This window comes from Thalassotalea coralli (assembly GCF_055786205.1).
Window position 1 is genome coordinate 347,907 of record NZ_JBVVBK010000002.1, and the last position, 21,393, is coordinate 369,299.

20 protein-coding genes are annotated in these 21,393 nt (G+C 39.3%); 4 read left to right on the forward strand and 16 right to left on the reverse strand.

Going from position 1 to position 21,393, the window contains the following annotated elements:
* A complete protein-coding gene (locus ACOB80_RS06965; RefSeq protein WP_473165090.1) occupies positions 1–1,050 on the reverse strand; it encodes an efflux RND transporter periplasmic adaptor subunit in 1,050 nt (349 codons plus the stop codon).
* A 169-nt stretch (positions 1,051–1,219) separates the two neighbouring features.
* Between ACOB80_RS06965 and ACOB80_RS06970 the strand changes: the two genes are divergently transcribed.
* On the forward strand, positions 1,220–1,786 hold the full coding sequence (locus ACOB80_RS06970; RefSeq protein WP_473165091.1) for a TetR/AcrR family transcriptional regulator: 567 nt from the start codon (positions 1,220–1,222) through the stop codon (positions 1,784–1,786).
* 14 nt (positions 1,787–1,800) lie between these two features.
* On the opposite strand, the gene ACOB80_RS06975 is transcribed toward ACOB80_RS06970, so the two are convergent.
* From ACOB80_RS06975 to ACOB80_RS06985, 3 genes are all read right to left on the reverse strand, one after another.
* The gene (locus tag ACOB80_RS06975) at positions 1,801–4,479 is read right to left on the reverse strand and encodes a sensor domain-containing protein (protein ID WP_473165092.1); all 2,679 of its coding nucleotides are present in this window, start codon (positions 4,477–4,479) and stop codon (positions 1,801–1,803) included.
* A gap of 76 nt (positions 4,480–4,555) precedes the next feature.
* A complete protein-coding gene (locus ACOB80_RS06980) occupies positions 4,556–5,485 on the reverse strand; it encodes a sodium-dependent bicarbonate transport family permease (protein ID WP_473165093.1) in 930 nt (309 codons plus the stop codon).
* 15 nt (positions 5,486–5,500) lie between these two features.
* Positions 5,501–5,710, reverse strand: coding sequence for a hypothetical protein (locus ACOB80_RS06985; protein WP_473165094.1), 210 nt, complete (start codon positions 5,708–5,710; stop codon positions 5,501–5,503).
* A gap of 142 nt (positions 5,711–5,852) precedes the next feature.
* Here ACOB80_RS06985 and ACOB80_RS06990 point away from each other — a divergent pair, with 142 nt between their 5' ends.
* Positions 5,853–6,785 (forward strand): LysR family transcriptional regulator, encoded by a 933-nt coding sequence (locus tag ACOB80_RS06990; protein WP_473165095.1) that lies wholly within the window; start codon positions 5,853–5,855, stop codon positions 6,783–6,785.
* A 47-nt stretch (positions 6,786–6,832) separates the two neighbouring features.
* Here the strand turns inward: ACOB80_RS06990 and ACOB80_RS06995 are convergent, their stop codons facing one another.
* From ACOB80_RS06995 to nhaA, 3 genes are all read right to left on the reverse strand, one after another.
* Complete coding sequence (locus ACOB80_RS06995) at positions 6,833–7,195, reverse strand: hypothetical protein (protein WP_473165096.1); 363 nt, start codon at positions 7,193–7,195, stop codon at positions 6,833–6,835.
* A gap of 178 nt (positions 7,196–7,373) precedes the next feature.
* Complete coding sequence (locus ACOB80_RS07000; protein ID WP_473165097.1) at positions 7,374–7,772, reverse strand: hypothetical protein; 399 nt, start codon at positions 7,770–7,772, stop codon at positions 7,374–7,376.
* Positions 7,744–8,955, reverse strand: a complete 1,212-nt coding sequence (nhaA, locus tag ACOB80_RS07005) for a Na+/H+ antiporter NhaA (protein WP_473165098.1) — start codon at positions 8,953–8,955, stop codon at positions 7,744–7,746. The genes ACOB80_RS07000 and nhaA overlap by 29 nt, the downstream gene beginning before the upstream one ends.
* Positions 8,956–9,082: 127 nt before the next feature.
* Here nhaA and nhaR point away from each other — a divergent pair, with 127 nt between their 5' ends.
* Positions 9,083–9,976, forward strand: coding sequence for a transcriptional activator NhaR (gene nhaR / locus ACOB80_RS07010; protein ID WP_473165099.1), 894 nt, complete (start codon positions 9,083–9,085; stop codon positions 9,974–9,976).
* 78 nt (positions 9,977–10,054) lie between these two features.
* On the opposite strand, the gene ACOB80_RS07015 is transcribed toward nhaR, so the two are convergent.
* Together ACOB80_RS07015 and ACOB80_RS07020 are read right to left on the reverse strand one after the other, a co-directional pair.
* Entirely contained in the window at positions 10,055–11,146 is a 1,092-nt protein-coding gene (locus tag ACOB80_RS07015) for a serine hydrolase domain-containing protein (protein WP_473165100.1), read from the reverse strand.
* 179 nt (positions 11,147–11,325) lie between these two features.
* A complete protein-coding gene (locus tag ACOB80_RS07020; protein WP_473165101.1) occupies positions 11,326–11,769 on the reverse strand; it encodes a hypothetical protein in 444 nt (147 codons plus the stop codon).
* Positions 11,770–12,033: 264 nt separating this feature from the next.
* On the opposite strand from ACOB80_RS07020, the gene ACOB80_RS07025 reads away from it, so the two are divergent.
* Positions 12,034–12,789: a hypothetical protein gene (locus tag ACOB80_RS07025; RefSeq protein WP_473165102.1), complete on the forward strand. Its 756-nt coding sequence runs from the start codon at positions 12,034–12,036 to the stop codon at positions 12,787–12,789.
* 63 nt (positions 12,790–12,852) lie between these two features.
* Here ACOB80_RS07025 and ACOB80_RS07030 read toward each other — a convergent pair whose 3' ends face one another.
* From ACOB80_RS07030 to ACOB80_RS07060, 7 genes are all read right to left on the reverse strand, one after another.
* Positions 12,853–13,212, reverse strand: a complete 360-nt coding sequence (locus ACOB80_RS07030) for a DUF6488 family protein (protein WP_473165103.1) — start codon at positions 13,210–13,212, stop codon at positions 12,853–12,855.
* An 80-nt stretch (positions 13,213–13,292) separates the two neighbouring features.
* Positions 13,293–13,814, reverse strand: coding sequence for a hypothetical protein (locus ACOB80_RS07035; protein ID WP_473165104.1), 522 nt, complete (start codon positions 13,812–13,814; stop codon positions 13,293–13,295).
* A 20-nt stretch (positions 13,815–13,834) separates the two neighbouring features.
* Positions 13,835–14,515, reverse strand: a complete 681-nt coding sequence (locus ACOB80_RS07040) for a HupE/UreJ family protein (RefSeq protein WP_473165340.1) — start codon at positions 14,513–14,515, stop codon at positions 13,835–13,837.
* A 37-nt stretch (positions 14,516–14,552) separates the two neighbouring features.
* Positions 14,553–17,735 (reverse strand): efflux RND transporter permease subunit, encoded by a 3,183-nt coding sequence (locus ACOB80_RS07045; protein ID WP_473165105.1) that lies wholly within the window; start codon positions 17,733–17,735, stop codon positions 14,553–14,555.
* Between the two features lie 27 nt (positions 17,736–17,762).
* Positions 17,763–19,013 carry an efflux RND transporter periplasmic adaptor subunit gene (locus tag ACOB80_RS07050; protein WP_473165106.1) on the reverse strand — a complete coding sequence of 417 codons (1,251 nt, stop codon included), beginning with the start codon at positions 19,011–19,013 and terminating at the stop codon, positions 17,763–17,765.
* Between the two features lie 11 nt (positions 19,014–19,024).
* Entirely contained in the window at positions 19,025–20,293 is a 1,269-nt protein-coding gene (locus ACOB80_RS07055) for a TolC family protein (RefSeq protein WP_473165107.1), read from the reverse strand.
* Positions 20,294–20,444: 151 nt separating this feature from the next.
* Positions 20,445–21,389: a M56 family metallopeptidase gene (locus ACOB80_RS07060; RefSeq protein ID WP_473165108.1), complete on the reverse strand. Its 945-nt coding sequence runs from the start codon at positions 21,387–21,389 to the stop codon at positions 20,445–20,447.
* Positions 21,390–21,393 lie beyond the last annotated feature (4 nt).

Sequence of the window (21,393 nt, forward strand, 5' to 3'; positions counted from 1 at the left end):
CTAAAACTCCGCCTTATATTCTTTAACAACTAAGCCTTCACGCATTTGAGTAACGGCAGCCGAAACAATTTTATCGCCAGGAAAAACACCATTATCAATAACGACATGATCACCCACTAACTGCATGACCTTAACCGTCACTTTTTCTACTTGGTTGTTATCGCTATTAAAGCGCCAAACATGGAAACCACTGTCTTTATTACCCACTAGAGACTTTAATGGAATAATAAGTGCACTATCGTCACCTGATAGTTTTTCTATTTTGACTGTTGCTCTAGAGCCCGGATAAAACAAATTCGTTGTTTCACCTTTAATACCGAATGTTAATCCGTAAGTTTGCGAGATAGGATCTGGTGTGGTTCTGTGTTCTACATAATGAATATCAAACACCTTATCTTCCTGACCAATAATATACGCAGTGGCTTTAACGTTACGATCACCAGCGTTGGCTGTCATAATGCGCTCAGGTACCTCAAAACTAAAATAAAGTTGTGAACGATCTTGAAGCGCTGCAATCGTATCACCTGCACGAATATAACTATTGTTCTCAATCAATCGTTCACCAATAACGGCGTCGAACGGCGCTTTGATCGTGCAATAACTTAAGTCTTGTAATGCATTGTCCAAGGCAATTTGAGCAAGTTTAAATGCTGAATCGGCATCATCCATTTCACGTTGAGAGGCGACTTTCTTGTCATACATTTCTTTAACACGCTTAAGCATCCGCGTAGCGTCAACCAAGCGAGTTCTCGTTTCTTCAACTTTACGTTTAAAAGGCGCTTGATCGATTTGTGCTAATACCTGCCCTTTTGTTACCGCGCTGCCTTCAACTAAATTTTCAAATATAAGTCGACCAGATACTTCAAATTTCAGCTCAACATCTTTCACGGCCGATACCGTTGCAGGAAACTCATAGCTCTGATTAAGATTCGATTGCTTTACTTCTGTTAACTGCACAACAAGTGGCTTTGTCTCTTCTTCAACAGCTGCTTGATCTGAGCAAGCCTGAACACAAATCAATAAAATTCCAATAATGACGATTCTAAACACGATAACCTCGATAAAAGTTAAGTAAATTGCTGACCAATATTTAGGTCTGTAACAAATTTGTGCAGATCCTAACACAGGTTTACACTTTTACACAATGTGTAAACCTGTTGTTTATTTTTCTTTTAACGACTAAAATAGTCGATAAATTTATATAAGCTTAGTAAACAATATGCCTAAATCAGTAGAAATGCTTATTGAAGCAGCACAAAAATGTTTCTTTCAACATGGCTATTCAGCGGCCAACGTTTCTTTAATTGGTCGTTATGCTGATATTTCTAGAGCAACTATTTATAAAAACTTTAGTTCAAAAGAAGATTTGTTCCGTGCGGTAGTGCAACGTCATATTGACAGTAATCAAGAAGCACTAAGAGAATACATAGTGTCTGAAAATGAATTTTGGGATGATACTGAGCATCTTATTGTTGGACGTTGTTCAGGTCTTTTTGACGATATTCCTAGTAATTTAATTCGAACTGAATTAATCCATGCAGGCCAATCTCATTGCCAAGATCTTATTCAGTCTGAAGTAACGAAAGTACAAACCATTATCAAAGAAAGAATGGAAAAGGAAATATCCGATGGTCGATTATCCATCGACAAAATAGGCATCGACGCACAAGCATTAGCAAAAGTAATTGAATCCACACCGCTAGGCGTTGCTTTTTCAAGTTACGAAGAAAACAACTTAGAAATCATTATGAATATGTTTAAGGTATTTAGAGCAAGTACTAAATAGCGCGCACAAATTTTTTAATCAATATGATCTTTTAAGTAGGCCATGAATGTTTCGATTGGCAGTGGTTTACTGTATAAATATCCTTGAATATAGTCACAGCCCAATTGCTCTATAACCGATTGTTGAAATTTGTCTTCTACACCCTCAGCCACAGTTTCTATCTGCAAAGATTTCGCGATAGATAGAATTGCCTCAATCAGTCGAGTATCCTGATTTGTTTCATTCATGTCACTTATAAAACTACGATCTATTTTTAACTTATCCATGGGAAAGCGTTTTAAGTAGCTCAATGATGAATAGCCAGTACCAAAGTCATCGAGACTCAGCACTATGCCTAAATCCGACAATTTGACCAGTTGATTATAAACTTGTTCATCATCTGCAATTAATAAACTTTCTGTTATTTCCAAATGAAGTAGTTCAGGTGATAAATGGGTTTGAAGCAATACTTTTACTACTTGCTGATAAAAATCGTGTTGTTGAAATTGTATCGATGAAACATTAACCGAAACGCCCACTCTGCGATTAAGTTCTTCATTCCATTTATATGCTTCAAGACATGCTCGCTCAAGAACGAAGCGCCCCAACTGATTAATAACCCCGATTTCCTCAGCTAACGACACAAATTCTGCTGGGTTGATCATTCCTTTTTCGTGATGGTTCCAGCGCACTAATGCTTCGGCAAATTTAATTTTTCTTTCTTTACAATCATGGATTGGCTGAAACCAAACATCTAACTGTTCATCATAAATAGCAGCGCGTAAATCCGCTTCTAAAGCACTTCGTCTATGCGCTTCTTCATCCATTTCCTGGGTGAAAAACTGATAGTTATTCCGGCCACTAGCTTTAGCTTTGTACATGGCATTATCAGCTTTTTTTAATAACTCCTCTACCGAGTTACCATCATTTGGAAATGTTGAAATACCAATACTTGCCGTTACATACCCTCTTTGATTTCCTAATACAAAAGGATGATCTATTTTTTCTATAATCTTTGAAGCAACTTTTTCAATAGCATAAATATCAGGGATATTATCGAGAATAATGGCAAATTCATCACCTCCTAAGCGAGTAACCATGTCAGACTCTCGAAGTAACTCATTTAACCTTAATGAGACTTGCTGTAAAAGAACATCGCCTTGCGAATGACCAAGATTATCGTTAACTTGCTTAAAACCATCTAAATCTATAAACAACAATGCTAGGTATTTACTTTCCCTTTCTGCGATCTTTAAACTTTGAGTAAGCCTATCGGTAAACAAATGTCTATTAGGTAAACCCGTTAAGGTGTCAAAATTAGCTTGATGGTAAATTTTATCTTCTGCCTTTTTGCGCTTTGTAATATCGCTAAACAAAGAAACGTAAGCTTCTAGATGGCCCAATGGACTCATGAGCGCAGTGATAGATAGCCATTCATAATAAACTTCGCCATTCTTCCTACGATTTATAATCTCACCTTGCCAAGTTCCCGTATTTTCGATATCAGCGTACATATCCTGAAAAAAATACTTATCGTGATGACCAGAATTTAAAATATCTGGTTTTTCCCCAATCGCTTCACTTTCTTCATAACCCGTTATATCGGTAAACGCTTGGTTTATCGCTAATATCTTGTTATTTGAATCACAAATCATGACCGCTTCGGTTGCAGTGTGGAATACTGTTGAGGCTAGTCGAAGTTGTTTTTCATGCTCTTTTATATGCGTAATATCCTGAGAAATGAACACATATTTTGACATATCAACCTGTGTAGAAAGCGAAAACACATTACTCATTTCCCAGGATTCTTTGCCAGATACAGAAGTACTGAGTAATTCTCCTCGCCAGTTGCGACCCTGCGCAACCTGATGGGTAATGTTATTTACATCGTCATTGAGTTTAAGATAGGAAAAAGTGAAATTACTATTTTCAGGTGAAATACCGTTTTCACGTTTTAGTTGCTGGTTTTCAAACTGCTTATTGCCGTATGTAATATCGCCATGCTCATCAAACATGGCAATGGCGACAGGACTTTGCTCTACAATTTGAGAAAGCATTTTAATTTTTTGTTCAGCTAAGGATTTTCTTCGCAATAAATAAAGGAGTGATAGGCTAAATATCACTAACATAACAATGGCAACCATTTGATTAAACGAACGTTGCTCTGATTGTTTGTTTAACAACATGACTTGCTCGTCTACCATTTGCTCCAAATTGGTTTGGTAGCGCCACAATTGCTCTTGGACCACGCGTTCTGAAGAGATATCACGCACAATCGACAGTAAAAGTAACCTGCCAGATATTCGCATAGGAGAAGAATGCACCTGCACAGTTTTTATCGTTTGGTTGGCTGCTCTATGTCTAAAAATAAAATAATTACGATTTTCTGTTTGGGCAGCAAGCCTCTCGTTTGCCACTTGTGTCGCATTTAAAAGGTTTATTTGCTGTATACTTGTATTTCGTATTTGTGAGTATGTAAGCCCATAAAACTCAAGTGCTGCATCATTTGCATCGATAATTTCACCTGACTGTGGCTCAATAATCAACATTACCGCACTATGCTTTCTAAATGCCTTTTCAAACAAAGGGGCATTCGATAAAAACTCTGACTGACCAAATACCTTTGTTGCTATTAAAGCGAAAATAAATAGTAAGAGCCATTTCTTGAGTTTATTTTGATTACCACAAACAGTATTTTTTTCACGTACCGACAAATCAATTCTCTAAACCGTATAAAATCACCTATTAGTTTAGCCTGAATTTAGAAAATCGATTTGCGTAAGAACAAAGTTATGCCGCTAAATAGCCACTTAAGGCAATAAAAAATGGCACACCTACCAAAACGTTAAAGGGAAACGTAATACCTAAAGACGCAGTAATAGAAACCCCTGCATTCGCTTCAGGTAAACTCTCTTTCATCGCTGCTGGCACTGCAATATAGGAGGCGCTCGCACCTAATACAGCCATTAGCGCTAGACCTCCAGCACTCAAACCTAATAGATACCCCAACCCTAAACCTGAGACACCACCAAGCATCGGCATGAGCAATGCGAAAGAGAGCAAAAAGACCCCATGTTTTTTTATGGAGGATATCTGCTCTCCTGCAACTAACCCCATTTTCAATAAAAACAAGGCAAGAACACCAGAGAATAATTCAAAGAAAAATGGTGATAGCTTAGATACTGTAGCCCCGCCGAAATATCCAATAATAAGCGCACCGACCATTAGAAGTATACTTTGATTAGCAAGTAACTCCTTTTTGATAAACTCACGATTAACAATATTTATATTGCCTCTAGCTAACATTAAACCAACAATAATTGCAGGCATTTCTAGTAAAACGACAAACAACGGGAAATACGCTTCATAGGCAATATTGTTCGCTTCTAGAATGGCTACGGCTACAGCATAAGTTGCGACACTTACTGAACCATAGTGGGCAGCCACTGCGCCAGCATTTATTTTATCAAACTGACCAAAGTAACGAAGAATTGGATAAGCAATTAGAGGTAAAAATAAGCCGAATAGCACAACGGCAATAGACATCATCAACAGGTTTGGATCTATATGCTTTTGTAAGGCAACGCCCCCCTTAAGGCCAATAGCTACCATCAAAAATAAGCTCAAGGTTTTATATAACCCTTCAGGAAAAGCAAGTTTTGCACCTAGTAAATGACAAACAAGACCTAGCACGAAAAAAGCAACGACAGCATCAATCATTGAACTAATTTACCTCTAACCTTTGTTATTAAAAGCATTCAATTCAACCACTGGTTCAGTCGTACGATGGTCTGTGCGTAAAATATGTACCATAGGCAGCGTTAAAATAACCGCGGCAAGTATCACAAACGCCACTGATGGCGAACCAATAAACACACTTACACCATAAAACATAGCGAGAAAACAGCTAGTAATAAGCGACAGCGCGACACGACGAATATTCATAAAAACTCTGAACCTAGTTGATTAATTTAGTACAGATATTTTACTCTTTTAAATAATTAGACAATAATAGATATTACCAATTGATTAATTAACCTTTAATCTAATCATTGTTATTCTGATTGATAGCATTCGAGAGGAAATTATGGCATCAAGGCTTCACGCACATATAGGCACATTTAGACAATTAGAAATATTACTCGCCCTATATGAAGGTGGCAGCGTTAAACTTGCAGCAGAAAAATTGTTTCTAACCCAACCTACTGTGTCCATGCAGTTAAAGAAATTAAGCGAAGCGATTGGCATGCCGCTTTATCAACAAGTCGGTCGACAATTAAAATTCACTGATGCAGGCCTTGCCACCGTTAGCACAGCAAAAGGCATTTTAAAAAGCTGTGAAGAATTAGACATGCACTTGTCAAATTTAAGAGGGTTAAAGTCTGGCACATTAAAAATTGCTAGCGCAACAACTGCAAAGTACTTTATTCCGCATCTTATAGGTCCGTTTTGTGAGCGATATCCCGGCATCGATATTCAATTTACCGTTGCCAATCGACAAAGCGTAATCGAACGATTAGAACAGGGGTTGGATGACTTTTACGTATTTAGTTACGTACCAGAAGGCTTAGACCTTGAAACGATCGATTTTATGTCTAACGATCTAGTAGCTATTGCTTCAGCGTCCCACCCTTTTACTCAACAAAAGAAAGTATCTTTAGAAGAGTTTTGCCAAGAGGACTTCCTCATACGAGAATCTGGCTCCGGTACGCGCTATGCAACGGAAAACTTTTTTAAGCATAAACAGTGTCAACCTAAAGTAAAAATGACTATTGCCAGTAATGAGGCCATTATCCACTCTGTGTTATCAAAGTTAGGCGTATCAATTTTGTCGGCTCACACCTTAGCGTTTGGAGAAATTTACGACGTACAAATCATCAATGTTGAGTCACTCCCGATCCAATCAAAGTGGTGGTTTTCATGGGTAAAATCACAAAACTTGTCGCCTATCGCAAAGGTATTTCTTAATTATGTAGAGACTGAAGGAAGAGAAATGATGAAGAAAGCTATTAAGCTGTAAGCAAGGTGTTATCAACACAACTTTGCTTACAGCTTTAACTTATCGTTTTAGAAACTTTCGAGTGCTTGAACCTCTCTCACTTTGCGACTCGATAGAGCACCTCTCATCTGATAAATGCGCTTTTTAATCTGGTCAATAAAATCTCTTTTACTCCTGCTAAGCGCCAGACCAAAAGCAGCTTGGGGTGAATGATGAATATCGTAAACTTTCACTTCTTTCACGTTTTCTCCCACGATAGTGACAACACACCTTTTATCATTTCCCCCTCTAGCTTTTATCGCTTGAAAACTGACAACGACGAATTGAATTCTGTCACTGACGCGCGAGAACGCTTTTGTTACGCGTCGCGAATACTGCTCTCTCGCTTTTTTCGACAGCTCAACATTATTTGCACGAATTAAACACTTCATAGTTACCTCCAAACTTAATAACTAAGTTAAGTGTGGTACAAACTTCGATTAGATTAAAATAGATAATTCCTTCTTTGCGGTTTTACTTTTATCTAATACTTGAATTCAAGTACAAAAAAGGGATATCGCTGCGCATGACAGTTGCGATATCCCTGAGGGTAAACCAAATATAGTCTTTTTACTTAGAAGACATACACGGATAAGTCTTTCTTAAATAGTTACCTAAATCGTCAGTTATATTGTTTACAGTAATTTCTGTTGCCAATACCTCAATAATTTCATTAGCATCTAGGTTATCAGGTAAGCACGCCGGAATTTCTTTACTTGTAGACACCCTACTATTGCCCACTCGGTTCATATAAGCACGATTTGCATAACCATTTTCAAAAACCGTTTGCTTTTCTAAGTATTTCTTTTTACTTGCTATGTAACCTTCCACCACGCCTGCGATATAGGCCTTACATTCAGAAGCAGTCAATGTGTCTTTACAAGAAGCATTAGCCATTTCAGACGCGTTAGTAGCAGGTAACCCAACTAATAAAATTGTACTAGCTAACAACATTTTCAGTATTTTCATAACGAACCTCCTTCGTTTTAGGCTGAGAAATTTTAATAATCCAACCTCCCCATACTGCAGCTAATAAAGAGGAAATTAACACACCCAGCTTCACTTGATTAAAATAAGTAGAGTCAGATTGCTCAAAGGCAAGTGAACCTATGAATAAACTCATGGTAAACCCAATACCGCACAGCACAGATACGCCGTAAAGTTGCAGCCAATTTGCTCCTTTGGGTAATTTGGCAAGGCCAAGTTTTATCGCCAACCAACACGATCCAAAAATGCCTACTTGTTTACCAATGAACAGCCCAGTAATAACACCTAATGTTACTGGGTGAACAAGATCGTTCGCTGTAATACCTGATAACTCGATACCAGCGTTCGCAAAGGCAAATACAGGTAAAATGGCAAAAGCGACCCAAGGTTGAACACTATGCTCCAAGTTCAAAAGCATAGGATTACCATCTTCATTTTTAACACTTAAAGGAATAAATAATGCGAGAGCAAAGCCTGCCAACGTAGCATGTACACCCGACTTTAAAACGGCAGCCCAAACAATAACCCCTACTAAAATGTAAGCTGCTTGGTACTTAACGTTGCAACGATTTAGAACGAATAACACAATTAAGCCAATAGCAGCAATTGTTAGTGATAGCGTTGAAAGATCTTGCGAGTAAAACAAAGCGATAATAATAATCGCGCCGATGTCGTCAAAAATAGCCACAGACAATAAAAATAGCTTTAAAGACAAAGGAACTTGTCTTGAAAATAAGCTAAATACGCCCAGAGCAAAGGCTATATCAGTAGCAGACGGCACAGCCCAACCAACAATGGATTCAGGGTTCCCCCAATTAAACCAAACGTAAAAAAGCGCAGGAAATAAAATACCAGCTATGGCACCTACCGCAGGTAATATAATTTGCTCGACCGAGGACAAATGCCCTTGCATGATTTCTCGTTTAACTTCTAAGCCGACGAGAAAAAAGAAGATGGCCATTAAACCATCATTAACCCATAGCAACAATGGTTTAGCAATTTCAAAACTGCCTATCTGAACAGCGACAGGCAAATTCAATAAGCCCTGATAGAAAGAACTAATACCTGAATTTGCCACTATTAAAGCAAGCAATGCAGCTGCTACTAAAAGTAATCCACCGATGGCATCTTGGTGGAACATTAATCGAAAATCCGCTTTTGTCATATCAGCGCTCATCATTTAGACACCGAGCAGCCACTATATAAAACTTTTTAACTTCTAAAAATTCGAATTATACTGAGATTATATTCGAAATATCCTGATAATGAGTTTGTGTTTTAAGGAATAATCAATGAAGCAACTAAATTACAATCATCTCCATTATTTTTACTTAGTCGCAAAAGAAGGCAGTATTGCTAACGCCTGTAAATTACTGCACTTAACACCGCAAACTGTTAGCGGTCAAATTTCTACTTTAGAGGGGTATTTAGGATTAAAGCTATTTGAACGTAGTGGTAAACGACTCATTTTAAACGATAATGGTAAGTTAGTTTATGACTACGCCGAAGATATTTTCAGTCTTGGACATGAATTACTACAAAACTTAGAGCCCAATCAAAAAAGTAAAAAGCTGACATTCTCAGTTGGCATTACAGATGTAATTCCTAAAGTTTTCGCATATGACTATTTAAAGCCGGTGTTAGATGATGACCTCGCAATGAAGCTTATTTGCCGTGAAGGTGAGTTAGAGCAACTGCTTGGGCTTCTAGCAAACAATAAAATTGACGTGATCCTTTCTGATTGCCCTATTCCTCCGGGCAGTAAAATAAAAGCTTATAGCCATAAAGCTATCGATTCCGGCTTAACTTTTTACATAGCCACTAGACTGAAAAAAACTATCAATGGTGACTTTCCACAGTGTTTAAACCATCAGAAGTTACTTATCCCAGGGGAGCAATCGTCTATTCGTTTAGCACTATTGTCTTGGCTAAAAGATAATGATCTTTCTCCAGAAATTGTCGCAGAATTCGATGACAGTGCCTTAGCCAAACTATTTGGGCAGTCAGGTTACGGCATATTCTGTACACCTACGATTGTAGAAGACCACGTCCTTCAAACTTATCAAGTAACGGTAGTAGGTCGTACTAAAAATATTCGAGAACAACTTTATTTAATTAGTAGTGATCGTAAATTTGCACATCCTGCTTTGGCCGCAATAAAGAAAAAAGGCGCTCAATACTTATAGTATGAGCGCCCTCTTGGCTATTAAGTTTTTTTAATTAATAACACCAATATGGAAGTAACTAAAACTTCTACATTTAGCTTACCACTCTTTATGCCAATCTTGTTCGAATAGTTTGTCCAAAAGTGGAGCTAATGGTGCCCATGTATTACCCGTAATACCCACAGTTAAATCTCTTTCAGGAAAATAGTAAACGGCAGACACATAACCATTTAATGCCCCACCTCTTGAATAAACGGTTTCTCCTTTAACTTTCGAAACTTCAATACCAAGGCCAATACTTTGCTTTTTACCATTAACAACCGTTGTTCCATCCTTTAATTTGCAAGATTTTTGCATCAAAGAAACAGAGCTACTATTTAAAACCTTTCCTGACATTAGAGATGCAAAACCATCAGTATAAGAAGGTAAATCTCCAGCTAAAGCACCAGCGCCACCAACAATTCGATACTCTACAGGTGATACATACTCGATCATTTTGGTGCCGTCACTTTGAAAAGCCGGCGTTAAACTAGGTGAATAAAAAGAATCTCCTAAGTACGCGAGTTTTGTTTCGGGCATATGGCTAAAAATAGATTCTCTATAGAAATCACCTAAACTTTGGTGGCTAACATGCTCTACAACCATCCCCAATAAAAAATATGCCGTATTGTTATAGCGGTATTCTTTACCTGCGTCGGGTATATGCGTACTTAGGTTAAGTTTATCGATAAACTCTTTCTGAGATTTGGCTTGTTGCCAAACGTAGTTTTCATATTCTCCTGAACCGTATACATCTGCTATATCTGAGCGATGACACAACATGTCTTCAAGTGTAATACTGCCACTGTGCTTTAAATCAAAAGGAAGGTGCTTATCTAAAGTGTCAGATAGTTTTAATAGCCCTTTCTCTTGAAGCAATAAAACTGACGCCGCGGTAAGCGTTTTAGCATTTGAGCCAAGAGATATTATCTTGTTACTTGAAAATGGTTCTTTGTTGTTTAAGTCGGTATAGCCATATGCTTTATCAAAAACTACCTTTTTACCTTTAGACGCTACAATAGCTAAACCCACATACTCATATTCAGCCATGTACTGGCTAATTATATTGTCATAATCCTTATTGCCCGCGTTGGCACTCAATTCGGTACAAACACTTAGAGTTAGTATTAAAGCGACGGCGATACTTCGCATAAATTCTCCATCAAATTAAAAGCGCTATTTGCCCCTAAAATAACTCAATTAAAGTTAAGAGCATAGTTTTCGTTAGGAACAAATCGAAAAATAGAAGTGGAATATAGCTAGGATAAAGAAAAAAGGCGCTCAATACTTTGTGTATTAGCGCCTTTTAAAAACCTATTAATTTCTAATCGTTAGTGATGTGGTTCAGCTGCATCATAGCGATCGTTAGTATAAAACGCGCCATAGGCTAAGGTACATAAAGTGAAATATAACGCGCAGACAACAAGTACCACATTAAACACAATGTGACTTGATGAGGCGATTGAATTTACGGCAAAAATAATAAATGAAATAGCGATAGGTGCATTGAGTAAGAGCTTTTTAAGATTCTCGTTTTCAATCAACCCTGGCGCTGTGCCTTCTTGAAGGTCATTGGTATAGTAAGCAAAATAAGCTAATGCCGTTAAGGTGAAGTAAACCGCCATCATCACAAATATCACTTTCATGATAATAAGTCCGTCAGTACCTATATAGTTTGCAGCAAAAACTGACAATAATATTGCTATTGGTGCTGACACTAAAAACCTAAACAAGTTTTCATTTTCGATAGCAACTTCGTTAGTAGCCTTCCCCATTCGACATTCCTTACATTAGTTGAATTTATTATTATCTTGCGGTGTATTGAGTAATTATTATTCACCGTATGTTTAATTTTTATACCCTAATCAGATATTTTTCAACCACTTTCTTTCTAAACCTTGCATTTATTTGCATGAGGTAACTTTTTGTTAAACAAGGTATACCTGTTAACTAATTAGCACATAACCGCATGCCTTTAACACATTTTGCTTCTTCTACAGTCGTTAAAATTAGTCATCTAAAAATTCAGGAACACTACGATGAAAAAACTAAACACGACAAAAACGGCTCTAGTACTTCTGTGCGCCACAGCCCTTCAGCCTGCATTTGCAGATGACTGGGAATTCACTCTTAACCCTTATCTGCAAGCGACTAACATTGAAGGAAACGCTGGCGTTGGTAGAGCTGACACGCGCCCAGTGGATGTCGACTTTGACACCATTCTAGACACCTTAGATACTGGCGCTATGCTAAATTTCAAAGCTATGCATGAATCTGGTTGGGGCTTTGCCATCGATTACGCATATATGGATCTTAAATCTGATATTGGCGGCCCACGCGATAGCATCGCTAAAGCTGGCGTTAGGCAAGGTGTATTACAGTTAGAAGGTATATACTCTCAACAGAAAAAATACGGACAATTAGACTACTTAGTAGGCTTACGTTGGTGGGACAATGATTTAGATCTAGACGTTGTCATGCCTGGACTAGATGCAACACAACAAGTTCGTGTTGACGAAGACTGGGTCGATTATTTTATCGGTGCGCGTTGGGTGGCACCTATCAACGAGAACTGGAAGTACACTATTCGTGGTGATATAGGTACAGGCGGCTCTGACTTCACCTCTAGCCTTGAAGCAGGTGTTCAGTACCACTTCAATGACAATCATTCGTTAGAATTTAAATACAAAGCAACCTTTGTTGACCACGAAGAAGGTGAGTACAGTGAAGCCGACTACTTCAAATATAACACGACAACTCACGGCCCTGTAATTGGCTATTCATTTAGGTTTTAAAGAATAAATCTATTACACGTTCAAAGGGAGCGATGACGCTCCCTTTTCTATCAGTAACAGTGATTAGTGAGAATGCCCATGAGTATTTTTAAAGCTACTGGAATCCTTTACATCAAGTACTTTCCCTGTCTTGCTCACTTTAAAGAATAACGTTTGCTGATTCGCGTTATTAGTCGCTTTAACAATGATTGCCTTGTCTGATTCCTCTACCAATTCAAACTGTTCTTTCGCCACTTTATTCCATGAACTATCTAACTTACCAACCGACATACCATTGTCTTTGAAAGTAAGCTTCTTAGCGACATTTTGTGCCGCTTGAATCACTTTTTTCTCGTCCACTTTTCCGTGGCCATCACCATGTGCTATCACTGCTGTGCTCGTTGATAATGCGGCAAGAAAAATTAGTTTAATTAATGATTTCATTGGATTTTCCTATTTATTTGTTTATTTGGTTATTTATTAAAAGTTACTGGTTAATTGTTTATGTACTAAAAAGCGTGAAATTATTTCAAACCTTCAATAACGTAGTCGCCACTGAAAATTAATTGAATATTGATTGCTTCATCTGAGTTGTTTTTCCAATACCAACCATGAGAGCCGTCAAAAGGCGCGGTAAAACTGCCTTTCATTTCTTCTGTTGTGGCTATGGTATAAGACTCGAAATAGCCCTTGGTATCGCCTGTTGGCTCACCGTGAAGATCAACGTAAACAGCGTCACCATCGGTAACCCACTCATAAGTGGCCTTTTGAAACTTTTTCATGTCTAGCTTGTATTCGATGCCTTTACCAGCAGGAACAGTAAGTACAACAACATCTTGCTCACCTTCCCCGCCATTGGCTCTTTGTTGAACCTGTTCAGAACTACCTTGTTCATTAAATACCGTTAGCCCTAGTTTTTTGCCAATGCCTGTTGGGTCAATGTTGTATTCGGCAGGTAAAATGAACAGCACTAACGCAATTACCGCAATAACAAACGAAATAAGTGTCGCTTTAACGAGTGAACGACCTGTTTGATTTGATTCCATAAATATATATCTCATAAAAATTAACTAACGAAATAGCCTGTTAGTTGCATACCAACTAACATAAAACCAGCGCTCATTAACGCAGTATTGGTGGTTTTGGCGAAACGGGTAAAACTGTCAAATTGGCGCCAAAAATTAATGGCGAGCAGAATAAACATCAGCGCTAAAAACTGGCCTAGTTCTACACCGATATTAAATGAGAATAAATTGGTGGCTAATCCCTCTGACGGCAACTGAAACTCTTGTATCTTGGTGGCTAAACCGAAACCGTGAAACAAGCCAAAAATCAGCACAGCTTTTTTAGGATCAGGTTGTTTACCAAAGTAATGTTTAAAGCCGCCAAGGTTGTCGAAACCTTTGTAAACCACAGACAAACCAATAATGGCATCAATTAAATAAGCGTTAACTTGAATGTTGGCTAACACACCTGTCATTAAGGTTAAGCTATGCCCTATGGTAAACATGCTGACGTAAAGTAATACGTCACGAGAGCTTCGTAAAAAGAACAGCACCCCCACTAAAAACAACAGATGATCATAGCCAGTTACCATGTGTTTAGCGCCAATGTACATGAAAGGAATTATTTGTACTCCGGTATTGTTTTGAAGAAAATTGCGCGTACTGTCATCAACCCCGTGAGCGAAAGCTTCTATCGAAGCCAACGCCATAAAGATCAATAAAGCGTGCAACAAATACCACATAGTGGATTTGGGTTTTGCTAGCATTGATTTTCCTATTTTATTCATGTGTTAAAGAAGATGGTTCAAATGACTGATTCGATGTATGCACAACGGGTTTACTGTTTGAATGCAACAATCGATACAGAGCCGGAAGTACAAAGAGTGTTAAGATCGTTGAAGAGATAACACCACCGATAACCACGGTTGCTAAAGGTCGCTGCACTTCTGAGCCGATGCCGGTATTAAGTGCCATAGGAATAAACCCAAGAGAAGCAACTAATGCCGTTGTAAGTACTGGGCGAAGACGAGTTAGCGCGCCTTGCACAATCGCTTTTTCTAGTTCGATGTTTTGTTTAATCAAATCTCGAATAAACGACACCATCACCAAGCCGTTTAATATGGCAATACCCGATAAAGCGATAAAACCAACCGCTGCCGAGATAGAAAACGGAATGTCTCGAATAATAAGGGCAAATATTCCCCCGGTTAGCGCTAATGGCACACCTGTAAAGATGATCAACGAATCTTTTACTGAGCCAAGCGCAAGTAACAATAACCCGATGATTAACACTAAGGTGACAGGCACAACAATACTTAAACGTTTAGAGGCCGACTGTAGCTTTTGATAAGTACCGCCATACTCCACCCAATAACCTGCGGGGAATTCAACGTTAGCATCAACCGCTTGTTGAATGTCTTTGACAAAGCTCCCTAAATCGCGCCCACGAACATTGGCTGTAACAACAACTCTGCGTTTTCCATTTTCACGATTAACTTGGTTTGCGCCAACAACCATGCCGATTTCGGCAAGCTCTTGCAGTGGCACAAAACCACCATTTGGTATGGATATTGGCAGTTGCGACAAGGCATCTACATCTTTTCGTTGCTCTTCTGGTAAGCGCACAACGATATCAAAGCGTTTATCACCTTCGTAATATTTGCCTGCAGTTACGCCGCCCATAGCAACAGCCACTTGGTTTTGAAGATCGGCAATAGTAATACCAAACAAGGCCAGTTGTTCACGTTTAGGTGCAAAGGTTAATACTGGAAGCCCTTTGGTTTGCTCCACTTGAATATCGCGGATCCCCTCTACCCCTTGTATAGCCTTTTCAAGCGATTTACCTAGGTCAGTTAAGGTGTCGAAATCGTCACCGAATACTTTAATCGCTAACTCAGCACGCACCCCAGCTAACAATTCATTAAAGCGCATCTGAATAGGCTGTAAAAATTCATAGCGGTTACCTGGAATTGGCGTAACGAGTTGCTCTAACTCTTTCACCAATTGCGTTTTTGGTTTGCTTGGATTTGGCCACTCATTTCTTGGCTTTAAGATAATAAAGTTATCTGCAACACTGGGCGGCATAGGATCGGTGGCTACATCAGGCGTACCTATTTTGGTAAATACGCGCTCTACTTCTGGTAATTCCTTTATTTTCTCTTCCAGTACTTTTTGCATTTCAATGGATTGTGAAAGCGAAGTGCCAGGAATTCTAAGGGCATGCATAGCGATATCGCCTTCATCTAAATTAGGTACAAATTCACTGCCTAACTTTGTGCTCATCACCCCAGCAAAAGTCACTAAAGCTATGGCACTTACCACAACTAACCACCGCGCTTTTAAGACAAAGTTCAGCACTGGCTGATAAAGAGACACACTGGCTTTCATGATGATGTTTTCTTTTTCTACCACCTTACCTTTGAAAGTAAGTGCAATCGCAGCTGGTATAAATGTCACCGACAGCACCATAGCGCTAATAAGCGCGATAACAACGGTAATCGCCATTGGGTGGAACATTTTTCCTTCCACGCCCGATAACGCAAAAATAGGTAAATACACGGCGGTAATAATGAAAACACCGAAAAGCGCAGGACGAATCACTTCTCGCGTTGCACTGTAAACCAAAGCTAATCGTTCTTTTACAGGTAAGATTTTACTTTCTGAAGCTTGGCTGGCTTGGCTTAAGCGCCTCAAACAGTTTTCAACGATGATAATGGCACCATCCACTAACAAGCCAAAATCCAATGCGCCTAAGCTCATCAAATTTGCACTAGTGCGGGTTTGGATCATGCCTGTTACTGTCATTAACATGGCAAATGGAATAACAAGCGCCGTTAAAAATGCAGCGCGGATATTTCCCAGCAACAAAAACAGCACAACAATCACTAAAATCGCGCCTTCGGTAAGGTTCATTTTCACCGTGTCTAAGGTTTTGTTAACTAACTTTGTGCGATCATAAACTGCATTAACAGCAACCCCTTGCGGCAAAGAGTTATTAATTTCTTTAAGTTTTTCGCCTACATCTTTTGCGACTTTTTGACTGTTTTCACCAATGAGCATAAAAACCGTACTAAGCACAACTTCACGGCCATTTTGTGTTGCAGCGCCAGAACGTAACTCCTTACCTTCCTTAACTTCAGCAACGTCTTTCACCCGAATAATTTGCCCAGAAGCTACGTCTTTTGGTAAGAATGAAGACAAAGGTATATTTGCCAGCTGCTCTACAGAATCAACCTGTCCAGGTAATCGTATTAACCATTGAGCGCCACTTTTTTCAATAAAGCCTGCGCCTTTGTTTTGATTATGATCGCCAATAGCCTGAATAAGATCCTGTTGGGTTAAGCCAAACATCAGTAATTTGTCAGGATTTAATGCGATAAGAATTTCTCGCTCGTAGCCGCCAATGGGGTTTACTTCAACAACACCTTCCACCTGCATTAATTGAGGTCGAATAACCCAATCATGAACAGTTCTTAACTGAGTAGAGGTGATTTCAGTGCCATCGGCATTAGTTGCACCTTCATTAGCATCAACGGTGAACATAAATATTTCACCCAAACCCGTTGATATCGGCCCTAACTCAGGCTCTAATCCTAACGGTATATCAGATTTTGCCGCGCTAAGACGTTCATTCACCAACTGTCTGGCAAAATAGATATCAGTGTCATCTGAAAATATCGCGACAACTTGAGATAAACCATAGCGCGAGAGCGAACGGGTATATTCTAAGTTTGGTAAACCTGATAACGCGGTTTCTAACGGAAAAGTTACCCGCTGTTCTACTTCTAACGGTGTAAAGCCAGGTGTTTCTGTATTGATAACTACTTGCACATTAGTAATGTCTGGCACGGCATCTATAGGCAACTTCTGAAAGTTCCAAACACCTAACATAGCGACGGCAAACACAAACACTAAGATAAGCTTACTGCGCTCTATGGAAAATTTTAAAATCGAGTCCAACATATCATTAACTCCTAAATGCTCGTGAAATTAGTGATCATGCGATGCGCCAGACTTTTCAATGTCAGCTTTGATGATGTAGCTATTGGCCGTGACATACTCAGTGCCTAGAGGAATACCGCCAAGTACTTCAACCCAAGGCCCAGCTTTTCGACCCAGCTCTAACATGCGCACTTCGTATTGTTCACCAAACTTGCCATACACAACGGTAAAATCTCGAAAGCCTTGTAATCCTTCGGCTCTAACCGCTCTTTCAACGGTGTAGGTATCAATTAGAATTTTGCCAGTAACGAATTGTCCTTGGGTTAGGCTTCCGTTTCTGTTGTCGATTTCCGCGCGAAACACCTTAGCCTGTTGAGGTGTTAACTGATGAAGAGTATCTGACAAGGTAGAACTAAATGCGCTAGCTGAGTTTGGCAATTGAACATTAACATCTGCACCCAACTTCACCTTTGCTTGATCCATCGGATAAACGCTGAACTCTGCGAGTAACTTGCTGGTATCGGTAATGGTTAATAACGTGCGATCAGTCGATTGTTCGCCAACACCGACACTTTGTTCAGTTACAACACCATTAATAGGAGAAAACACTTTATAAGACTGCAAGCTCTCGTTACTTTCTATGGTCATCAGCACTTGGCCCTTTTTCACACGTTCGCCCATAAACGCATTCAGTGTTTTTATTTCGCCAGGAAAGCGCGCTGAAATGTGCCTCGTTGCATTTTCAGGAAGCGTTAGCTTACCGTAGACTTTTAAACGCTCTTCCATTTCTTGGCTGGCAACTATGTCGGTTTCTATTTCCATAGATTCTGCTAGCGAATCCGGTATTTGAGTTCGCCCTTCAAAATTGTCGTAAGACCATTGATAGGTTTTTCCTTGATGCTTGGCTGTTAAGGTAACCACAAAAGAATGTGGCTCATAAATTTCCATATTGCCGCGTTGATAGTTGTTTTCGACAAAGAAATTGATGTCATCAACACCATCGCCTAAGCGCGTAAGCTTAACGTTTAGCTCAACGTCTTGCGGTTTAATTTCCTTACCTGCTTTTGTCGCAAATACACGAAACTCAGGCGGCACGCCCGTTTCAAAAATAGCCAGCTCAATGGCAAAATCACCATCTCGTAACATGCGGCCATTATTAGGGCCTTTCTCCACTTCTTGTTCAGCCGCTACTGGAGCGCTCTCATGATGATCATCTGCTTGTGCAGGTGAAATATAAAGGCTTGTCGCTAAGCCAAAGTTCGCAGCGATTATTGCCGCGACTAAAGATCTAGGTTTCATCTTGTTCTCTCTTACTTCGACACAGAGGTGCCCGTTAATCTTTCTAACTCAATGTTGAATAATTGAATGTTGGTGTATGCGTCTATCAAATCGGTTTGCGCCTCAACCAGCTCTTGCTGTACCGCATACCAATCGGTAAAGCGGTAACTGCCTTGTTGATAGGCTTCGCCCGCTTTTACGTTTGCTTGTTCTAAAAATGGAATAGATTCATTCGTTAAACTGTCGATAACATGACGATTGTGTTTAAGCTTGTGAGTTAGCAACAAAGCCTGTGTTGAAATGCGTTGATAGAGTGCGTCAGAATCTGTTTTACTTTGATATTGTTTCGCTTTAAGCGCACTGATGCGCCCTTTGTTTCTATTTTCGCCCCCTAAAGGAATAGAAATACCTGCGGTAAACGCAAAATCATCCACTACTTCATTGCGTTTAATACCTGTGGTGACTGTCCATGCAGGATCTTGCTCTTCAACTGCCAAATCAATTTCTGACTGCATCACTGTTTGGTCGAGTAAATATCGTTGAAGCTTGGGGTTAGATTTAAGGTTTTTAATGGCAACCTCTAACGATTTAGCGTCAGGGATATTTGATAAAGTGCCGGCTACAACGAAATTAGTATTCCCCTGCCACTGGGCAGCAAGTTGTGACTTCGACGCTTCTATTTCGTGAATAAGATCTTCAACTTCCAATTCAAATAACGACAGCGCCGCTTTTGCCCTTAGTTCATCCACAACGAATAACTTCCCTGCTTTCACTTTTAATTGAATTTGCGCTAACACATCTTGTGCTTGCTTTAGCGCTAACTTTGCCAGCAGCAACTTTTCTTTTTGCGCGAGCAAAGTAATAAAAATTCTCGATGTTTCTGAGGCAATGTCTATCGCCTTAACTTCTTGTTCGATTGCAGCGGTTGATACTTTTGAGTTGGCCAGTTTTACTCTGGCATCAACAATATCGTCTTCCAGTAACCACGAAATACTCAATGTTGTTTGCAGGCTATTCACACCTGAATAGCTGCCAGTGCCAAAACCATCTTCAATAGACGCATTTAAAGACATAGGGCTCTTTACCCTAGCCTGCTCTACTTGTGCTAAAGCCGCCTCTTTGCTGTAAATAAAAGACTTAAGCTCTGGGTGTTGGTTAAGAGACAAACTTATGGCTTTGTTAAGTGTTAACTGTTCCTGTGCTTGAACGGAAAATACCGCACAGCAAACACTTAAATTGCACAAAGCCCTAAGAAACCGACCCTTAATCGGTTTTTTAATTAAACGTATAGGTCTAATCATGTTTTTACCCTTATGTACAAAACCTTAGTGTTAAAAACCTTTGTGTTAATAGCTAGTTGCTAAACTGCTCACTAGACCATTAACTAATAAACTCTGATAAAACCAATTAACAATCGGTTTTACGGTCAAAAAAATAGTTAAAAATAGCCCTCTAATGGCTAAATACTGTTTCCATAAAATGGTGAACGCCATCAATAGAGGTTGTTGAAATTAATATCAATATTAAAACAAGCCCTATCGTTAAACCCTTATGAATTGGCGCTAAGGTAAGCTTGTCTAATAAAAAGTAAACCCGTTGCTCTAGAACATCAGCACCAAAGTTCACAATAAAATCGTTGCGCTGTAGCATACTGTTTTCAGCATTTAGCTTAGCCACTTTCACCAATGTGCTCGCCACAAATAACTTGCACATGCCTTTATCTATCACCGCATTATCTGCCTGTTGCTCCATGGCTAGGATCATATGGAGCTTTAACCGCTGTGCGATAGGCTTAAGATAAAAAGCACATAGCAATGCGAATAACCATTTTTTAAAAGGATCATTGGCGTAACTGTGGGCTTTTTCATGCGCTACCACTACCTGATACTCTTCGTCACTCAATTGCTGTTCAAGCCCAGAAGAAACAAAGCATTGCTTAGTTTTAAAACCAGTTGTAAATGCCAAAGCTTTATCACTTTCAATCTGATAAATGCCATCTTCCTTTTCATGTGCGAACTGCAATAACGCACTCACTTCTTTTTTATGAGAATGTAGCTGAACCATTCGTTTGGCCACAACGAATAAGAAAAACAAGCTCCCTAGCGCAACAGTAAAGCCATGCCAGCTATTCCAAGCGAACTCATCCATATGATGCCAATGAGGAAAGCCGAAATCGTTAAGAATAGATTCGTTATGATAAGACTGAAGAATATAAGCAGAGAGCGTTAAACCAATAACCCACGGAAGCAGCACCGTTAACCACAGCAAGCGTTTTCTTGAACGCACTTCAACTTGAAGCAATTGTTGGCTAAACACCGCAAAAATCGCCGACAAAGATAAGTTTGCCACGATGAAAATAATGGAGAAAATAGCCAATACGTTAAGAAAAACTGCCATAACC